The 17,548-nt window shown below is 36.3% G+C and carries 16 protein-coding genes; 14 read left to right on the plus strand and 2 right to left on the minus strand.

The window, feature by feature from the left end; translation table 11 throughout:
* Positions 1–115 precede the first annotated feature (115 nt).
* The gene (locus ACJJVZ_RS15260) at positions 116–2,212 is read left to right on the plus strand and encodes a GSCFA domain-containing protein (RefSeq protein ID WP_405601686.1); all 2,097 of its coding nucleotides are present in this window, start codon (positions 116–118) and stop codon (positions 2,210–2,212) included.
* Between the two features lie 632 nt (positions 2,213–2,844).
* Here the strand turns inward: ACJJVZ_RS15260 and ACJJVZ_RS15265 are convergent.
* Positions 2,845–4,281 carry a sigma-54-dependent Fis family transcriptional regulator gene (locus ACJJVZ_RS15265; RefSeq protein WP_273048052.1) on the minus strand — a complete coding sequence of 479 codons (1,437 nt, stop codon included), beginning with the start codon at positions 4,279–4,281 and terminating at the stop codon, positions 2,845–2,847.
* Between the two features lie 411 nt (positions 4,282–4,692).
* Here ACJJVZ_RS15265 and fliS point away from each other — a divergent pair, with 411 nt between their 5' ends.
* The 13 genes from fliS (at position 4,693) to ACJJVZ_RS15330 (ending at position 15,427) form a co-directional block, all read left to right on the plus strand.
* Positions 4,693–5,079, plus strand: a complete 387-nt coding sequence (fliS, locus tag ACJJVZ_RS15270; RefSeq protein ID WP_405601689.1) for a flagellar export chaperone FliS — start codon at positions 4,693–4,695, stop codon at positions 5,077–5,079.
* 8 nt (positions 5,080–5,087) lie between these two features.
* The gene (locus tag ACJJVZ_RS15275; RefSeq protein ID WP_405601691.1) at positions 5,088–5,411 is read left to right on the plus strand and encodes a hypothetical protein; all 324 of its coding nucleotides are present in this window, start codon (positions 5,088–5,090) and stop codon (positions 5,409–5,411) included.
* Positions 5,412–5,460: 49 nt separating this feature from the next.
* Positions 5,461–6,462, plus strand: coding sequence for a UDP-N-acetylglucosamine 4,6-dehydratase (inverting) (gene pseB, locus ACJJVZ_RS15280; protein ID WP_077537232.1), 1,002 nt, complete (start codon positions 5,461–5,463; stop codon positions 6,460–6,462).
* A gap of 13 nt (positions 6,463–6,475) precedes the next feature.
* Positions 6,476–7,621: a UDP-4-amino-4,6-dideoxy-N-acetyl-beta-L-altrosamine transaminase gene (pseC, locus tag ACJJVZ_RS15285; RefSeq protein ID WP_193156040.1), complete on the plus strand. Its 1,146-nt coding sequence runs from the start codon at positions 6,476–6,478 to the stop codon at positions 7,619–7,621.
* Positions 7,618–8,487: an aldo/keto reductase gene (locus ACJJVZ_RS15290; protein WP_193156041.1), complete on the plus strand. Its 870-nt coding sequence runs from the start codon at positions 7,618–7,620 to the stop codon at positions 8,485–8,487. Before pseC ends, ACJJVZ_RS15290 begins: the two co-directional genes overlap by 4 nt.
* A gap of 21 nt (positions 8,488–8,508) precedes the next feature.
* Complete coding sequence (locus tag ACJJVZ_RS15295; protein ID WP_405601694.1) at positions 8,509–9,273, plus strand: cytidylyltransferase domain-containing protein; 765 nt, start codon at positions 8,509–8,511, stop codon at positions 9,271–9,273.
* Entirely contained in the window at positions 9,266–10,552 is a 1,287-nt protein-coding gene (locus ACJJVZ_RS15300) for an aminotransferase class III-fold pyridoxal phosphate-dependent enzyme (RefSeq protein WP_193156043.1), read from the plus strand. Before ACJJVZ_RS15295 ends, ACJJVZ_RS15300 begins: the two co-directional genes overlap by 8 nt.
* A 50-nt stretch (positions 10,553–10,602) precedes the next feature.
* Positions 10,603–11,274 (plus strand): PIG-L deacetylase family protein, encoded by a 672-nt coding sequence (locus tag ACJJVZ_RS15305; RefSeq protein WP_405601696.1) that lies wholly within the window; start codon positions 10,603–10,605, stop codon positions 11,272–11,274.
* Positions 11,275–11,470: 196 nt separating this feature from the next.
* On the plus strand, positions 11,471–11,947 hold the full coding sequence (locus tag ACJJVZ_RS15310; protein ID WP_405601698.1) for a GNAT family N-acetyltransferase: 477 nt from the start codon (positions 11,471–11,473) through the stop codon (positions 11,945–11,947).
* On the plus strand, positions 11,937–13,049 hold the full coding sequence (gene pseG / locus ACJJVZ_RS15315; protein WP_405601700.1) for a UDP-2,4-diacetamido-2,4,6-trideoxy-beta-L-altropyranose hydrolase: 1,113 nt from the start codon (positions 11,937–11,939) through the stop codon (positions 13,047–13,049). Before ACJJVZ_RS15310 ends, pseG begins: the two co-directional genes overlap by 11 nt.
* A 74-nt stretch (positions 13,050–13,123) precedes the next feature.
* The gene (locus ACJJVZ_RS15320) at positions 13,124–13,801 is read left to right on the plus strand and encodes a methionyl-tRNA formyltransferase (RefSeq protein ID WP_273048067.1); all 678 of its coding nucleotides are present in this window, start codon (positions 13,124–13,126) and stop codon (positions 13,799–13,801) included.
* Between the two features lie 2 nt (positions 13,802–13,803).
* Positions 13,804–14,859, plus strand: a complete 1,056-nt coding sequence (gene pseI / locus ACJJVZ_RS15325) for a pseudaminic acid synthase (RefSeq protein ID WP_405601702.1) — start codon at positions 13,804–13,806, stop codon at positions 14,857–14,859.
* Positions 14,852–15,427 (plus strand): GNAT family N-acetyltransferase, encoded by a 576-nt coding sequence (locus ACJJVZ_RS15330; protein WP_138585016.1) that lies wholly within the window; start codon positions 14,852–14,854, stop codon positions 15,425–15,427. Before pseI ends, ACJJVZ_RS15330 begins: the two co-directional genes overlap by 8 nt.
* Before the next feature lie 102 nt (positions 15,428–15,529).
* Here the strand turns inward: ACJJVZ_RS15330 and ACJJVZ_RS15335 are convergent, their stop codons facing one another.
* Positions 15,530–17,545: a 6-hydroxymethylpterin diphosphokinase MptE-like protein gene (locus ACJJVZ_RS15335; RefSeq protein WP_405601706.1), complete on the minus strand. Its 2,016-nt coding sequence runs from the start codon at positions 17,543–17,545 to the stop codon at positions 15,530–15,532.
* Between the last annotated feature and the right edge of the window lie 3 nt (positions 17,546–17,548).

Below are 17,548 nucleotides of genomic sequence, written 5' to 3' on the forward strand. Positions count from 1 at the left end.
AATTTAATACCAAAGGAAGTGACCCTTTTAAAAGTCAAATTTAGCAATAAAGTTTTGGCTCGCAATATGCATTGCGTCAATCATATTAGATAATTAATAGAACAAGGCTAGAATAATGGTACAGATAACTACGGAAGAAGTATTAGAAATAGATGATATACGTTACTGCTTGCTTAAAAGCTCTAATGTTAATACGGCGCATCACTATGAAATAAACCAAGGCTATACCAATTTAAATTATAGAGCTACCAACGCTTTTCGCCGCGATATAATCGACACGCCATTGATAAATGCCCATAAACATGTTGTAAAAAATAATGTACCTGAGCTGCTGTGCGATACTTTAATTTCTGAATATGATAAAGATAAAGAAGCACTAAAAGATCCCGCTGTATTAAAGTCATTTTTGCCTTACATATTAACGCAAGAAGTAGATGACCATCTAAGATCTTATTTTAAAAGTGAATATTGTGTATTGTGGTGGGCAATGCATAAACTTGAAGATGACATAGAAAAAGATACTTACTTTTCAAAGTGGCATTGTGATGGCGGTCCTAAAAATCACTTAAAGCTTATAACCTACTTAAATGGTTATGATGAACACGGCAGTAGCACCGCAGTATTAGACAAAGAATCCACAGATAAACTCAAAGACATTGGCTATATATTTAATAATATAAACAAGAGAAATATAGACATTGCTCCTTTGTGCAAACATTACGACATCAATTTTTCGCCAAGTTTGATTAAACCAAATAAAGGGGACTCAATTATTTTCAATCCCCATCAACTTGCCCATAAAGCAATGCCTGCGAATAAAGGGAAAGCTCGCTATTCTTTAACATTATGTTTTTTGCCTAGTGAGCTGCACTGGAAGAAAGTAGCCGACGAACACTTTACCCCTGGGACCACTTCTATCGCATTTGATGGGTTCCCTGAATTAACTAAAACATTTATCAAACGCAATGACGATGACTGTATTGATATTGCATTAGATAATAAAGTTACTAACTTGCGACATTTGGCTTACCTTTTAAAAGCGATTATTAAAAATAGTGCCGTCGAAAATATGTTTCTTGAACATATTCAAACGAATGACCCAGAGCTTAAATACCACAATACGCTATTTGAACTTATTAAGTTTATTAAGCAATCTATCATTGAGCAATTTAAAGCCGATTCGATTACAGAAGAAATATGGTCTGAGGCACTCACTAATATCTGTGAGTATGAACGAAATTACATTGATAGTTGCGCCCGCTACAACGCAAATAAAAAACCCGATCCTAGCGCCGTCTTTTGGCCGAATCCAGATCACCCAACCCGCCCTTTATCAAAATATAATGCGCTGCCTTATGTTAATAAAGTACCGATTATGGATATGGATACACCTATTGGTTCGGCAGGAAGTTGTTTTGCCTTTGAGATAGCCAAGTTTTTTCAACAAGATGGTTATAACTACGTCATTACAGAGCGAAATGATAATCCACAGAGCGGCTTAGTGGTCGATGGTTATCAACCTGGGGACAAGTATGCCAAGTTTTGTGCAAACTATGGAATACTGTTTAACACGCCGAGCTTTAAACAGTTAGCAGAAAAAGCATTTGGTGTTAAAAAGTTTGATAAATTATTATTTCAATCAGAAACTGGCCATTACGTAGATCCATACCGTGAAAATGTATTTTTTAACACCAAAGAAGCTTACCTAGCTGATTACGATAAGCATATTCAAGCCGTTAAAGATTCATTTTTAAGCTGTAAAGTGTTTGTCGTTACATTGGGGTTAAATGAATGCTGGGAGCTTCCAGATGGTACTGTTATGTCTAGAAACCCTAGAAATAACACCTATCAGTTTGTAAAACACCGAACGCTAACGGTCAAAGAAAACGTAAATAATATTCAATCTTTTTTTGATATCATCAAAAAATACAATCCTGATTTTAAACTGATAATTAGTCTTTCGCCGATTCCTTTTTTAGCTACAGGCAGAGCGGATACTCATCATATAATTACAGCAAATACGCACTCGAAAGCCGTTTTAAGAGTTGCTGCTGAAGAGTTGGTCAACAATAATGAGGATATGTATTACCTTCCTAGTTATGAGTTGGTGACCGAGTGCACTGAAGATGCTTGGAACTCTGATACACGACATGTAAAACCTGAAACAGTTTCAAAAGTAGTTAATATGTTCAAAGAAATATTCGTTAAGTAACCTGAGATCTGGTTAGAGATTTACTAACGCATTGAATTATGGTGATGTTTAAATTTATTTTCTCTAGCCAGAGATTTTCAGTGAAAACAAGGCGAATTTACGCGTCAATAGCTAGCCTATTGCAAGTAAATTCAACGCGGTTAGCGCTGAAAATAGCTGCTCGAGATAGATTTATGATCCAGAGTTCAGGTTAAGTAATCTCAAATTTAATGAAGCATTAGAAGCAACGACTCTTTGGGGATTACCAAGTAATCTGCTTTTAGAAAAGAAGGGATTGATTTTATGCGGTTATTTTCGATGAGAAAATAGCCGCGATTAAATCGCCCCTAGATTGAACAAATTTCAATCCACAAAGATCAACACGCCCTAGGGCGTGTTGACCTTTCGTGATTGATTTTGCAGCTGACTGTTTGGTTTTTAGGCAAGGCAGAGCCTATGTAGTGTGGTTATTCCCCATAAATAGGCGATAACGCAGCATAAATGCCAAACATGCGCTGCCCTTTGGGTTCTTTCTAGGGACGATTAACTCTTTGTTACTCAGTTTTTACTTAGCCCACTAGGTTACAAACCTCGCGCCGCGATTAAATCGCCCCTAGATTGAACAAATTTCAATCTACAAAGGTCAACACGTCCTAGTCTCTCGATAGATTATACTTTTTCATTTTTTCAACTAAAGTTGTTCTGCGTACACCTAGTATTTCAGCCGCACGCGCAACGACGTAATCAAAACGCTCTAGTGCTTGGGTAATTAAGCTAATTTCAAGCTCAGCTAAATACTCTTTAAGTTCGATCCCGTCATCGGGTAGTAAACCACTTCCAGATTGGTTGAATTCAGGCTCAGGCTCTTCGTCATAATCACTAAAACCAGTACTAAATATATCGTTAAACGCATCTTTTTCCATTAGCTCTTCTGGGTATTCTGGCTCGTATGCTTCAACCTCAATATAACGATATTTATTAGGTAAATCAGGTATATCAACTACCTTTTCAGGAAACATGATCACCATGCGCTCAACTAAATTAGCGAGTTCACGAATATTCCCTGGCCACGCATGCTCTTTTAGACTATCAACTGCACGCTCGGTAAATTTAGCCGTTGACCCTGTTTGATCATTAACACGGCGCATTAATTCTTTTAGCAGCAATGGAATATCATCAGCGCGCTCACTAAGCGATGGATTTTCGATAGGAAACACATTCAAGCGATAATATAAATCTTCACGAAAACTACCTTCTTCAATCATATTTTCTAAGTTACGGTGCGTTGCAGCAATGACCCGTACATCTGCCTGAATAGCTTTGGTACCACCAACACGTTCATAACTGCGCTCTTGTAACACACGCAATAACTTTACTTGCATTTGCAATGGCATATCGCCTATTTCATCTAAAAATAGCGTGCCACCTTGTGCTAGTTCAAATCGGCCTTTACGCGCCGAAATAGCCCCTGTAAATGCGCCCTTTTCATGGCCAAACAATTCACTTTCTAAAAGTTCAGCTGGGATCGCACCACAATTGACTGGCACAAACGGCCCTACGCTTCTTTTTGATAGTAAATGTACATTGCGTGCAACAACTTCTTTACCAGTTCCCGATTCGCCTAAAATTAAAACATTTGCGTCAGTTTTTGCAACTTGCTCAATTAAAAAGCGTACATCCTTAACTGCATCGGTTTCACCCACAAGGCCATCAAAAGTTTTATGCGGTTTAGAGTGCTTATGGTCACTGGGAAGCATTCGCTGATATTGCTGACAATCGTGAAGCAATTGCGTTGTTACTTCATGGCTAAATGGCTCACAAATAAGTCCGACTACATTGGCGATACTAAGTAATGGTTTTAGCGTTTCGCCTATTAGCAAAAATGGCAGTGTTGGATAACACTTAATTAAGCTTTCATGATCGAGCGATTGCAAGGCACCTAAAATTACAATGCATTCTTTTTGTTGATACTTCGCACATTCTTGCTCAAAGTTTGCTTCGTCTAAAAGTTGAACAGCTTCACCAATAAAAGTAAGTGATGCATTTAACCCTATCGAGCGGTTGTTATTATTATCTAAAATCAAGATCATATATAGCGAGCCATAATTTCACTAATTTATTTATTAATGAAATTGTAAGCCAGTAAATTTTGGATGCAAGCACTAGCGGCAATTTTTTGACATTAACGCCAAAAAACAGACATATAAATTTAAAAAGTAGTACTTAATAACTAATTAATAACTCTTTACAATCTAGGCATGCACATTAAAGTACTAAAAAATGCTCATTTACATTAAGAGTATAAATATACTTAACGACCCAACACATGCAAATAACTTGCAATAGTAGTTTTATATCAATAAGAGTAAAATATTTGAAATATGGCATGTATTTTTTTAAAGAAACAAACTTATTTGCCGATAAGTAAATGTTATGTTCATTTTGGAACTAAACTTGCTTAAGGTTTAAGTATTGTAATTAAATTTCTAGGAATTACCTATATGGCACACGCGTCAATAAACAAATACCGTCAAGTCACTGTAAGTAGCGTTAAAGAAATGACGCCTTATGACCAAGTCAAATTAGTGTTTGCAAATATTGTTGGTAAACTTTCAGCAGCAAAAGGCTTCATCCAGCGTAAAGAGTTTGATAAGAAAGGAATTGCTATTTCAGACTGTATTACATTGCTTGGAGCATTACAGCAAGTCCTGAATTTTGAAGGTGATAACACGGTATCTACAAACTTAGATTCTTTGTACGACTATTGCCAGCGCACGCTTTTGATGGCCAATATGGAAAATAACATAGATAAGCTTGATGAAGTTATCGTGCTGATCAAAGAGATTAAATCAGGTTGGGAAGCAATCCCTCTAGAGCATAGATCTTAGGATTAACCATGTTAGGAAAGTCAATTACAGCGCTATCAATAAACGATTGTCACACCCGTGAACTATGTTTAAAACTTATAGAACTATTATCAGATGACGAAGTGCTGCAAGTTGAAGGCGCTACCCATGCTCATAATGATTTAGATAGCCATTTAAAAGAATCTATCGCAAAAGATGAAAACTTTTATTCCGCCGCAGAGCTTGAATTAATAATTGATCTAATTGGAAAACTATCTGCTAAAATAGAATATGCTAAACAACAAGTTGCAGAAAAAATAATAAGTAAGCAAAAAAGCAATAACGCGGTCAATCAATACAAAGCCAACTCTTAATTTAGAGTATTACTAACTATTAACTAAGCATCCAACGGAGATATACAAAATGTTTAACGGAAAAGTTGTCTTCATAACGGGTGGCACAGGTTCATTCGGTAAAAAGTACGTAAAAACGTTACTTGAGCGTTATCAGCCAAAAAAAATCATAATATTCTCGCGTGATGAACTAAAACAATTTGAAATGCAGCAAGAATTTGATCAACCTTGTATGCGATATTTTATCGGCGATGTTAGAGATAAAGCTCGCTTACAAAGAGCAATGCGTGGTGTGGATTATGTAATTCATGCAGCAGCACTAAAGCAAGTCCCTGCCGCAGAATACAATCCAATGGAATGCATAAAAACCAACATTAATGGGGCTGAAAATGTAATTGATGCAGCACTTGATAACAATGTTGAAAAAGTCATCGCGCTATCTACCGACAAAGCTGCAAACCCTATTAATTTATACGGTGCGACAAAATTAGCATCAGATAAATTATTTATTGCAGCAAATAATATCGCAGGCGGTCATAGAACTACATTTTCTGTCGTGCGCTACGGTAATGTTGTGTGTTCGAGGGGCTCTGTAGTGCCTATTTTTCAAAAATTCATTGATGAGGGTCGTGATCACATTCCGATTACTCACCTAGAAATGACACGTTTTTGGATTAACTTACAGCAAGGTGTCGATTTTGTTTTAACCAATTTTGAGCGCATGTTAGGCGGTGAGATCTTTGTTCCTAAAATACCTTCAATCCGAATAATAGATCTAGCAAAAGCCATGGCACCAGACTTACCTATAAAAGATATAGGGATACGACCTGGAGAAAAGCTTCATGAAGTTATGTGCCCTGCCGATTTGTGCTTTGAAACCTATGAATATCATGATCATTACCTTATAGCACCAGGTATTAAATTTAGTAGCCGAAGTAATGACTTTACTGTAAATGCTATTGGTGAAAAAGGGCATAAAGTGCCTCAAGGCTTTGAGTATAATTCATTAAATAATCATCATTATATGAGCATTGATGATATAAAAATGTTTAATACACAAGCACTCCTTTAAACAGCAGGTAAACATGATCCCTTATGGTAAACAATCTATATCACAAGCTGATATAGATGCTGTCGTTGGTGTATTGGAATCAGATTGGCTGACCCAAGGGCCAAAAGTGCCAATGTTTGAGTCGGCAATTACAAACTATTGTAATGTCGACTTTGCTTGTGCGACCAATAGTGCAACCTCTGCGTTGCATATTGCGTGTTTAGCATTGGATGTTGGCAAAAACGATATAGTGTGGACGTCACCCATTTCATTCGTTGCATCGGCTAACTGCGCTTTATATTGTGGTGCAAAAATTGACTTTGTAGATATTGATTTAACGACAGGTAATATGTCAGTTGCCGCACTTGAGAAAAAATTAATTAATGCAAAACAAAAAAGCAGTTTGCCAAAAGTAGTTATACCCGTTCATTTAGCAGGCCAGTCGTGCGATATGCTCGCCATTCATAAGCTAGCAACGCAATACGGATTTAAAATAATTGAAGATGCATCCCATGCAATAGGCGCTCAGTACTTAGGTAAGCAAGTTGGAAACTGTCAGTTTTCAGATATTTGCATATTTAGTTTCCACCCCGTTAAAATTATCACTTCTGCCGAAGGGGGTATGGCTGTAACAAATGATGAATACATAGCAAAAAGATTAAAACGCTTGAGAAGTCACGGAATTACAACTGATCCTACTGAAATGACAGAGGCAAGCCATGGTCCATGGTATTACCAACAAATTGAACTTGGTTTTAATTACCGGATGACCGAACTACAAGCCGCTTTAGGTGTTAGTCAAATGCAGCGGCTAGATGAATTTATTTTAGCCAGAAATGCTATCGCATCTATTTACACTCAAGCATTTAAAGCACAACCATTAAATCATTTAGCGCAATCAGATGCGTGTTTATCTAGCTATCATTTGTATATTTTACAGCTGGAGGACAAAGCAGCTCATCACACCTTAATTTGTGAATTGCGTAATAGAAAAATAATGAGTCATCTGCATTATATTCCTATACATATTCAGCCCTATTATGCTGCACTTGGTTTTAAAGAAAGTGATTTTCCTAACGCGATTGAATATTACCAAACGTCACTTACCATCCCACTGCACCCTGGATTAACGCAGTCAGAACAAGAATTTATTATTCAGACGATTAATGAGTTAGTATGAAATTAGCGCTAGGAACTGCACAGTTCGGTTTAAATTACGGTATTAGTAATGACCAAGGCCAAGTTAATTTTGATGAAATTAAGCAAATGCTCACTCTGGCTAAAGAATCCTGTATTACTACACTTGATACTGCTTTAGCATACGGAAATAGTGAAAAGAACATTGGCACGTCTGGTTTTAGCAATCACTTTTCAGTTATAACAAAAATATCCGCTAGCAGCCATTTGAGTATTGAAGAACAAGTACAACTCAGCCTTTCTAATCTACAACGTGAAGAATTAGATGCTGTTTTATTTCATGATTTCGACCCTTTATTAAATAACGCAGGTAAAAATCACTTTAAGCAATTAGAAGCATTAAAAGACACTGGCATCATTAAACGTATAGGAGTGTCTGTTTATACTCCTGAGCAACTCAGTTTACTCAGTGACATGTATAATTTAGACATAGTTCAAGCGCCATTGAACTGGCTAGATCAGCGTTTTATTCAACCCGAAGTAACGAATTTACTAATAAAGAAAAATATAAAATTGCACGCTCGTTCGATTTTTTTGCAAGGGCTGTTACTACAACCAGAAATTCAAAAGCGTGCTTATTTCTCTCAGTTCGGTCATATTTTTTCAAAATATAATGCAATTATTGAAGAGTTAGAATGCGATTACCTTACATTTGCAATGGCCATTGTTGCTCAAAAAACACCACATATTGAAAGTGCCGTAATAGGTTGTTGCTCAAAAAAACAATTAACGCAATTAATTCAGCGCTACGCCGATGCTAAAAATCTAAAACTCCCTTCTGATGACGTTTTAAGCTCTTTAGCGACCTCTGAATTAGCGTTAATTAACCCTTCTCTGTGGGTCAGTTAAGATACAGCTGGGATTAAACATATGATAAACGCCTTCATGCAAACCAGAGTTAGCTCTTCGCGCCTACCAAGCAAAGTACTTAAGAACCTTCACGGTTTACCTATGTTTGTACAGCAAGCGAAACGAATACAGCAATGTAAAAAAATAGATAAACTGATTGTTATTACAAGCACTGAAAAAAGCGACGATATACTTGAAATTATTTGTAAAGAAAACAATTTGTTGTGCTTTAGAGGCGATTTAAATAACGTACTTAGTCGCTATTATTATGCACAACTCGCTTACCCATGCGAGCACGCAGTTAGAGTGACCGCCGACTGCCCGGTTATAGACTCTGCACTTATAGATCATGTTATTAATGCGCACCTAATTAATAGCAATGATTACACAAGTAACTGCTTGAAAAGCACATTCCCAGATGGTCTTGATACGGAAGTCATCAGTAAACACGCACTCCTAGATGCTTATAAATACGCTAAAAAGCCCTCAGAGCTGGAGCATGTAACACCATATATACGTAATAATCCGCAAAAATATCAATTACAAAACATCCAAAGTGAGACTGATTTATCTAATCACAGATGGACCGTTGATGAGCCTGAAGATTTTGCACTAATCTCTGCAATTTATGATCATTTATATACACAAAATCACTATTTTAATTATCAAGATATACTTCATTTACTCTCTTTGAAACCAGAACTGAGCTCTATCAATGCCCAATTCTCGCGTAATGAGGGAATGCTAAAATCATTAAAACAAGATAAAGAAGAAGGCTATGAATAATTATACTAACTCAGGGGAATGGCTACAAAGAGCTGAAAAAACGATCCCGCTTGGTTCTCAAACCTTCAGCAAAAGCAAAGTTGCATTTCCCCAAAATGCTGCCCCTTTATTTATTGAGCGAGGTTATGGCTCTAAAGTATGGGATGCCGATAACAACGAATACATTGATTTTGTTAACGGTTTACTGTCAATATCTTTAGGTTACTGTGATGCTGAAATAAACCAAGCTGTTATCAGTCAACTTGCTTTAGGTGTTACGTTTTCTCTTCCTCATAAACTCGAAATGGAAGTTGCTGAAGAGCTAGTAAAACTAATACCTTGTGCAGAAATGGTGCGTTTTGGTAAAAATGGCAGTGACGCAACATCTGCAGCAATTCGGTTAGCAAGAGCGTATACAAAAAGAGAGCATGTTGCTGTTTGTGGTTATCACGGTTGGCAAGATTGGTATATTGGCTCCACAACCAGAAACTTAGGTGTTCCTGAATGTGTTAGAGCGCTTACCCATACTTTTACATACAATGACCTTGATTCATTAGAAAAACTCTTCAATGAGCACCCTGAACAGCTTGCTGCTGTAATTATGGAACCTATGAACGTTGCCTACCCAAAGCAAGGATTTCTTGAAGGAGTAAAAGCACTTTGTCAAAAATATGGCACTGTTCTCATTTTTGATGAAACTATTACAGGTTTTCGATTTGATTTACATGGCGCTCAGGGATTGTTTAATGTTACTCCTGATTTAGCAACTTTTGGCAAGGGTATGGCAAACGGGTTCCCTATTTCGGCTGTCGTAGGTAAACAAAAAATAATGTCGCTAATGGAAGACATCTTTTTTTCAGGCACCTTTGCAGGTGAAACAATGTCTTTAGCTGCGACCAAGGCGACATTAAAAAAAATGCAGGAAAAGGATGTGCTTACTCACATTCATCACTTAGGTGATAAATTAATAGCAGAACTCGACACGTTAATTTTAAAGCACAATGCACAACAATGGCTAAGTACGGCAGGACATCCTGCGTGGTCATTTATCGTAATAAAAGATACCGCACACTATAGCTCGCTAGAATTAAAGTCATTATTTATTCAAGAGATGTGCACTAGAGGTATTTTAATCGCAGGAAGTCATAACCTTAGTTATGCGCATACCTTGTGCGATATTGAAAAGCTCCTCAATGCATACGATGAAGTTATCGCCATTTTAGTTAACACCATAAAAACACAAAACCTTTATACTGTTTTTAAAGGCAAACTATTAGAGCCCGTTTTTAAGGTTAGATGAACGGCTAAAAAAGACCGCCCTTTAATTACATTTATCGAGGATAATAAAGCATGAAAGTAGCAATAATCGTCGCCCATCCTGACGATGAAACACTCGGCTGTGGTGCCACAATCGCGAACCATATTGAAAAAGGTGATGAAATATATATTTTGACGCTTTCTAATGGGGTTAGCTCACGTCAAGAGCATAACGAAGCAGACATTAAAACGCGGCAAACCGCTTTTTTAAATGCAACCCAACAATTAGGTATTTCACCTAACAATCTAACATCGTTGGATTTTCCAGATAATGAATTCGATACGGTATCACTGCTAAAAATAGCGCAAGCTATCGAACTATTTTTATCTAAAAATATAATTACACGCGTGTATACCCATTATCATAGTGATTTAAATGTTGATCATCGAAAAACTTATGAAGCTGTTTTAACCGCTTGCAGGCCGCAACCCATGCAATCAGTAAAGCAAATATTTTGCTTCGAAACACTATCAAGCACTGAATGGGCAAGTCACCGTTACGAGGCATTCAAACCTAACTATTTTGTCAATATCGAGCATGTATTTAGTAAAAAAATAAAAGCTCTTACAGCTTATAAAGATGAAATGAGAGAAGCCCCACACACTCGAAGTCTTGAGAATATTCAAGCACTCGCTAAATTTAGAGGTATGTGTGTAGGCACTCCACTTGCTGAAGCATTTTATATTGAACGCTTTATAGATTAGGCCTATTGCGCTCATTATTAAATTACGGTTTTAATATCTAATACCAATTCACTTAATTAAGTGGTCTATTTTGAAGCAAAAATTTCGTTATTTAGTTGTTCGTTATCAGAGATTTTTAACACCGTTAGCGCCAAGTTTAATCCCTCAAATTGATTAAGTATTATTACGATAGGTATAACTTAGGATAGAAAATAAAATGATAACATTAAGGGAAGCCGAGCAAAGTGATTGCACTACTTTATACCAGTGGGTTAATGATCCCGTTATTCGCAGCTGCGCATTAAAAGACGCCCCAATTACCTTACAAAATCACTTAACTTGGTTTGATAAGCAACTAGTGTCTCTTAATAGCAAAATTTATATTGCATCCATTGACGGTAAACCCATCGGACAAGTCAGATTTAATCAAACAACTCTTAATACGTATGAAATAGATACGCATTTATCTCCTTGCAGTAGAGGCAATGGTTACGGTAAAAAAATTTTAACACAAGCACTAAACCTAATAGAAAAGAGCATAGATAGTACATTTATCGCGACTATTTTAATTGAAAATAAAGCCTCTATTAAATTATTCGAAGCCTGTAATTTTAAACGAGAAAAAGAAACAACAATAGAAAATAAAAAATGTTTTATTTACATCCGTAAAGAGGCTCTTAAAGGTGAGCATTAATATAAAAAAAAGTAATACCAAAACCCCGACTCGATTATTCAACATCGCTTTTAGAGTTGATTCTGCTTTAAATATTGGTTCGGGCCATGTGATGCGTTGCCTTACATTAGCGACGGCAATTAGCAAAGCTGGCAATGTTAATATCACTTTTTTCTGTCGCGATGCCATTGGCAATAGTAATGAAAACATAATCCAATCAGAGTTTGAACTTGTAAAAATGGCTCCTCCAAAAAGTACCATCGACTTAAAAAACTACAGCTCATGGCTAGGTGCTAGTTTAGATGATGACAGCGAAGAGTTTTTACAATTAACGGCGGGGAAAAATTACGATTTAATCGTAATAGATCATTATGCTATTGATACCCGTTGGCATAATAAAGTGAAAAGCATAACCAAAAAAATGATGGTTATTGACGACCTAGCAAATCGAAAACACAATTGTGACCTGTTATTAGATCAAACCTACCAATGCCCAACAGTTAAATACAGACACTTGGTAAATAACCATACTCAACTACTACTTGGCTCAGACTTTGCTTTATTAAGACCTGAGTTTTTAGAGTTTCAAAAAGTCTCAATTGAAAAAAAAGAGCGCACCTTACTCATAATGTTTGGAGGAACAGATCCGGACAACTTGACTCTTCAAGTTTTAACGCTAGCAATAAAATTAAAATACTTTGAAAAAATTAATGTAATCCTAAATAGAACAGCAAAAAACGTAAAGTCAGTGTTTGACTTTGCACAATGCCATAAAAAGGTCTTTTTACATATATCGCCGAGCAATATTGCAGAGATCATGTCAACGGCAACATTAGCGATTGGTGCAGCAGGAACAACGTCATGGGAAAGGTGCGCTTTAGGCCTTCCTGCTGTTGTTATTGTACAGGCAGACAATCAGCGAGAGATCGCTAACGCGCTTCAATTAGCTGAAGTGATCCGCTTTATTTCAATAACAGAGATTGAAGAAAAATTAATTAAAGAAGTTGAATTTTGGCAAAATAGATTAAAATTAAATAATGACGTTTATAAAAATTGCATTAGTATTTGTGATGGCAAAGGCAGCATCAGAGTCGCCAACGAAGTGCTCAAAATTATAAAATAGCAATTAACCTGAAACTGAATAATTATTAATTTGACTATAGAGATCACATCTCTAAAACCGATAAGCGATTGAACATGAACAATTACGTTGTAGCTACAATTAAAGACTGGAATATTGCCCAATATAATAAACGTACGCCAGCTTACAATGGAAATTGGCATTTAATTACAGACAAAAAAGAGCTCACTTATAGTCACTTAAAACACTTAAACCCCAAGTATATATTTTTTCCTCATTGGAGCTGGATTGTTCCTGAAGAAATAATTAACAACTTTAATTGCGTATGCTTCCATATGACTGATTTGCCTTATGGGCGGGGCGGAAGTCCAATGCAGAATTTAATTTCTCTTGGCCATACCACCACAAAATTAAGTGCCCTAAAAATGGAAGAAAGTATAGATACAGGCCCTATTTACCTAAAAAGGCCTTTATCTTTGGAGGGCACCGCACAACAAATATTTTTACGCTGTTCAGCCTTAACTTTTGATATGATTCAGCTTATTGTTAACGAAAATCCCGAAGTAACACCTCAAGAAGGGCCTGTAACAGCATTTTCAAGACGCAATCCAAGCCAAAGCGTTATTGATACGAACTTAGATCTGGATGCTATCTTTGATCATATTCGCATGTTAGATGCCGATAGTTATCCAAAAGCATACATAAAACATGGAAAGTATAAGCTTGAGTTTACTAATGCCACAAAAAGCAACGGCGCTTTAACTGCCAATATAAAATTAACTTTATTTGAGTAACAATGAAAAATAAATTTGTAGAAATAGATGGTCGAAGAATAGGTTTAGATTATGAACCTTACATTGTTGCTGAGCTTTCAGCTAACCATAACGGCGATCTTAAAGAAGCCCTAAAAACAATCGAAGAAGCGGCTAAATGTGGAGCCGATGCGATAAAAATTCAATCATATACGCCAGATACAATGACTATCGACTGCGATAAAAACGAGTTTCAGATTAAAGGCGGGTTATGGGATGGTTATAATTTATATGAACTATATAAATGGGCTCACACCCCTTTTGAATGGCACTGTGCACTGTTTGAAAAAGCCAAAGAAGTCGGTATCACTATATTTTCAACACCGTTTGATGAAACAGCAGTAGAGTTGCTAGAAGAATTAAATACCCCAGCTTACAAAGTCGCCTCTTTCGAATTAACCGACCTACCTCTCATCAAGCGAATTGCTGAAACAGGTAAACCTATCATTATGTCTACAGGTATGGCTAATATCACAGAGATAGAAGAAGCGATTAGCACAGCAAGAGATAATGGTTGTGATGAACTGATTGTACTGCATTGCATAAGTGCTTACCCTGCGCCATTTGAGCAAGCTAATTTAGCGACAATCGCGGATATTGCAACACGCTTTAACGTTATCACAGGCTTATCTGATCATACCTTAGGCACAACGGCAGCAATTGCCTCAGTTGCTTTAGGAGCATGCTTTATTGAAAAGCATTTTATTTTAGATAGATCTAAAAAAGGCCCTGACTCAGAATTTTCAATTGAGCCAGAGCAACTTAAATCAATTGTTAGCCAAAGCAAAGATGTGTACAAATCGATAGGTAATGCAGGGTATGAATTAAAATCAGCTGAAAGCGAAAATCTAAAATTTAGACGCTCTATTTATTTTATTGAAGATATACCGGCAGGTACAATCATAACAAAAAAACACATAAAAAGAATACGCCCTGGCTACGGTCTACCTTGTAAGTATTACGATACGCTGATTGGCAAAAAAGCCGCCGTAGATATAACAAGAGGAACAGCTGCTAAATGGGAATTTATTGATGAGTAGCCAAATTAAAATAACGAGTAATGAGACTAAAGATATATTTTTACAAAGTATATCTTTAGACGATGCAAACGAAAATTATGTTGCTTGGCTTAATGATCCTTTGGTAAATCAATACTTAGAAACTCGTTTTAGTAAACAAGATCTTAACTCAGTTAAGAGCTATATTTCTGCTAATTTAGATAATCCGCTTGAACAATTATTTACTATTAGAACAAGCAATAATAATAAGCACATTGGGAATATAAAAGTTGGAAGTATAAATAAGGTTCACAATATAGCTCAAGTGAGCCTGTTTATTGGCGAAAAAGAAAGTTGGGGAAAAGGCTATGCAAACCAAGCTATTAAGCTAATAAGCCAATATGCATTTAAAATATTACAGCTGCGTAAATTAACTGCGGGAGCTTACTCTTCCAATATAGGCAGCACAAAAGCATTTATAAAATCTGGATATAAAAATGAATGCACTTTAAAAGACCACTACCTATTAAATGATAAACCATGTGATTTAGTTCAGGTTTCTCTATTTAATGAAAGTAACCCCGAAGCGATAAAAATAGCGATTACTTAATGAAAGTAACCCCGAAGCGATAAAAATAGCGATTACTTAAAGTAATCGCTATTAATCTAAAATCTGGTTAATAAAACCACCAGCCCATTGAATAATAAAAAATTAAAGCTTAGCTGATTTATTGTAGTTTTCAATAAACTCTATATACAAGTCTTCTACATGGCTGTGAAATGCATCAATACATGCATTCATAAATTCAGCTCGCTGTTCTAAACAACGGTAATAATAGCTGTTAGTCATTATGTTAGCTTGAAAATACCTGAATGTTCCTTGTATCAACCAATAAACAACATGATCATTACTGTTCCCATCGCGCAGCATCAGCAGAATTTTATTTTGCAGAGTGAACGCATCAGCAAGAGACTCTCTGGTATTAAAGTGTGTGGACGTTATTAACAGCAATTTCTCTAAAATAGCTTTAGTACCGCTTTTTATAACCGTCATCTTACTATCAATGTTACCTAAAGATAATTGCTCTAATGAGGTTGCTCGTTTGAGTAACTCACTCACCATTTCTTGCTTATTTTTTATCGTATCTTTAAGGTTAATATCAGCTATACGCGTAGGCGTGGTAAATCGAATAAACGCTCCATCTGAAGTATTATATGCCGTAACTTGAGGGTTACTCTGTAATAATATTTCAACATTACCTTTTGAGGAATCAAATATATGGGTAGAAAGAACTTCATCTCTAAAATTACCTTTTACAACCATATCGCTTTGCATATTCTTTTTAATTAGCTCTTTATGCTTAAAGTCTTTATCGAAATAAATACTGTGCTTAGAATGATGATGTTCTTGCGATACAAAGCCAAAGTCAGTCCCTACTAAGTAGACCTCTTTAAAGCCCAGTTCAGCGGCAACAGCAAGTCCAGTATTAGACACACTCGGGTTACTGCTTTCTGGATAGGTGAATAGCTGTTTTTCATCCATCGCACGTATTAAACGTCCTCCAGCATCATTTACTTTAGATAATAAATGAGCACTCTTGAAGCGCTTTAATATTCCATCATACACCGTATTAAGTGCTACTATATTAAGCTCGTCTAATCGAGTGGTTACACCTTCAGTGCGTTCAACAACTTCTACCCAGTCTAGTAATGCTGCAGTACGCTCCATTTCTATATGAATATCTGGAGTTATCCCATTTATAAGTAATGCTTTGAGTGCAGTACCACATGATAAAATAACAACATTACTTTGGTTTTCTTTCAAAAAATCAATTGCTAAATCTAACGATGGTCCATTTGCTACAATAAATACGGGGTAATCTACTAAGGGATTTTTAAATGTACTGCTCTTTTTTACAACCGGAAATTTGGCACTTAAGTTAGAGAGTGTATGCGAGATACCAATAACTTCATCTTCAAAAAATCCCCAGCCCCCAGACCAGCGATGCCCAATTGCTTTTATTCTAGCAATTGTTTTTTCTATTAATGGGCTATCGTAATGCTTAAGAAACAGCACTTGGCTAAGGTTAAAGTGGCCTTGTTGAAATAAAAATTTAGAAATATCATTTACAACCCCGTCTTCACTACCCGAGATACGAATAGAGAATTGTCCGCCTTTACTTGTACACTTATCTAGCAGAGGTTTTAATTCAATACAATGCAATAAGGCATAGAAGCTATCTTTACTTGGTTCAAATAAAAAAACATTTAAGACATCTTTCGTATTTAATAGCTCTTCAATTTGATAACCTAATCCACCACCAAAAAAACAAACGAAATCAATTCGCTCCTCATCTGCGGGGTTGCCAATTTTGTTTTCAGATTCAGCAACTCGAACATTATGAATAGATTTAAGTAAGGCTGAATGCTTAAAAAAGATATCTTCATCTGCTTGATGTTCTACGATATATTTAAAGTAAAGAGGGCGCTCTAGAAACTGAGTTACTTGCTGCTTAGCAAACTCTCTTGGGTCTATATCATAGACAAATTTATTGTTATTAAATAGGTTGGCACGACCTTGATAATCTATCGCAACGCCGGTATCGGTAGGTTGGTAATCTTTAAATTCTTTATAAATACTAGGCATACGCTCTTTTATCAGCGCTAAATTAGCTAACAACGTAGCCTGTAACATCATTTTTGTTAATTCTTGTTGGTTAACGCTCAAGGT

The organism is Pseudoalteromonas sp. Ld19 (genome assembly GCF_045064135.1).
In the GTDB taxonomy this organism is placed as follows: Bacteria; Pseudomonadota; Gammaproteobacteria; order Enterobacterales; family Alteromonadaceae; genus Pseudoalteromonas; species Pseudoalteromonas aliena.

Coding starts and splice junctions, on each gene's coding strand:
- ACJJVZ_RS15260 (WP_405601686.1), top strand. CDS start 116: ATGGTACAGATAACTACGGAAGAAGTATTAGAAATAGATGATATACGT.
- ACJJVZ_RS15265 (WP_273048052.1), bottom strand. CDS start 4,281: ATGATCTTGATTTTAGATAATAATAACAACCGCTCGATAGGGTTAAAT.
- fliS (WP_405601689.1), top strand. CDS start 4,693: ATGGCACACGCGTCAATAAACAAATACCGTCAAGTCACTGTAAGTAGC.
- ACJJVZ_RS15275 (WP_405601691.1), top strand. CDS start 5,088: ATGTTAGGAAAGTCAATTACAGCGCTATCAATAAACGATTGTCACACC.
- pseB (WP_077537232.1), top strand. CDS start 5,461: ATGTTTAACGGAAAAGTTGTCTTCATAACGGGTGGCACAGGTTCATTC.
- pseC (WP_193156040.1), top strand. CDS start 6,476: ATGATCCCTTATGGTAAACAATCTATATCACAAGCTGATATAGATGCT.
- ACJJVZ_RS15290 (WP_193156041.1), top strand. CDS start 7,618: ATGAAATTAGCGCTAGGAACTGCACAGTTCGGTTTAAATTACGGTATT.
- ACJJVZ_RS15295 (WP_405601694.1), top strand. CDS start 8,509: ATGATAAACGCCTTCATGCAAACCAGAGTTAGCTCTTCGCGCCTACCA.
- ACJJVZ_RS15300 (WP_193156043.1), top strand. CDS start 9,266: ATGAATAATTATACTAACTCAGGGGAATGGCTACAAAGAGCTGAAAAA.
- ACJJVZ_RS15305 (WP_405601696.1), top strand. CDS start 10,603: ATGAAAGTAGCAATAATCGTCGCCCATCCTGACGATGAAACACTCGGC.
- ACJJVZ_RS15310 (WP_405601698.1), top strand. CDS start 11,471: ATGATAACATTAAGGGAAGCCGAGCAAAGTGATTGCACTACTTTATAC.
- ACJJVZ_RS15320 (WP_273048067.1), top strand. CDS start 13,124: ATGAACAATTACGTTGTAGCTACAATTAAAGACTGGAATATTGCCCAA.
- pseI (WP_405601702.1), top strand. CDS start 13,804: ATGAAAAATAAATTTGTAGAAATAGATGGTCGAAGAATAGGTTTAGAT.
- ACJJVZ_RS15330 (WP_138585016.1), top strand. CDS start 14,852: ATGAGTAGCCAAATTAAAATAACGAGTAATGAGACTAAAGATATATTT.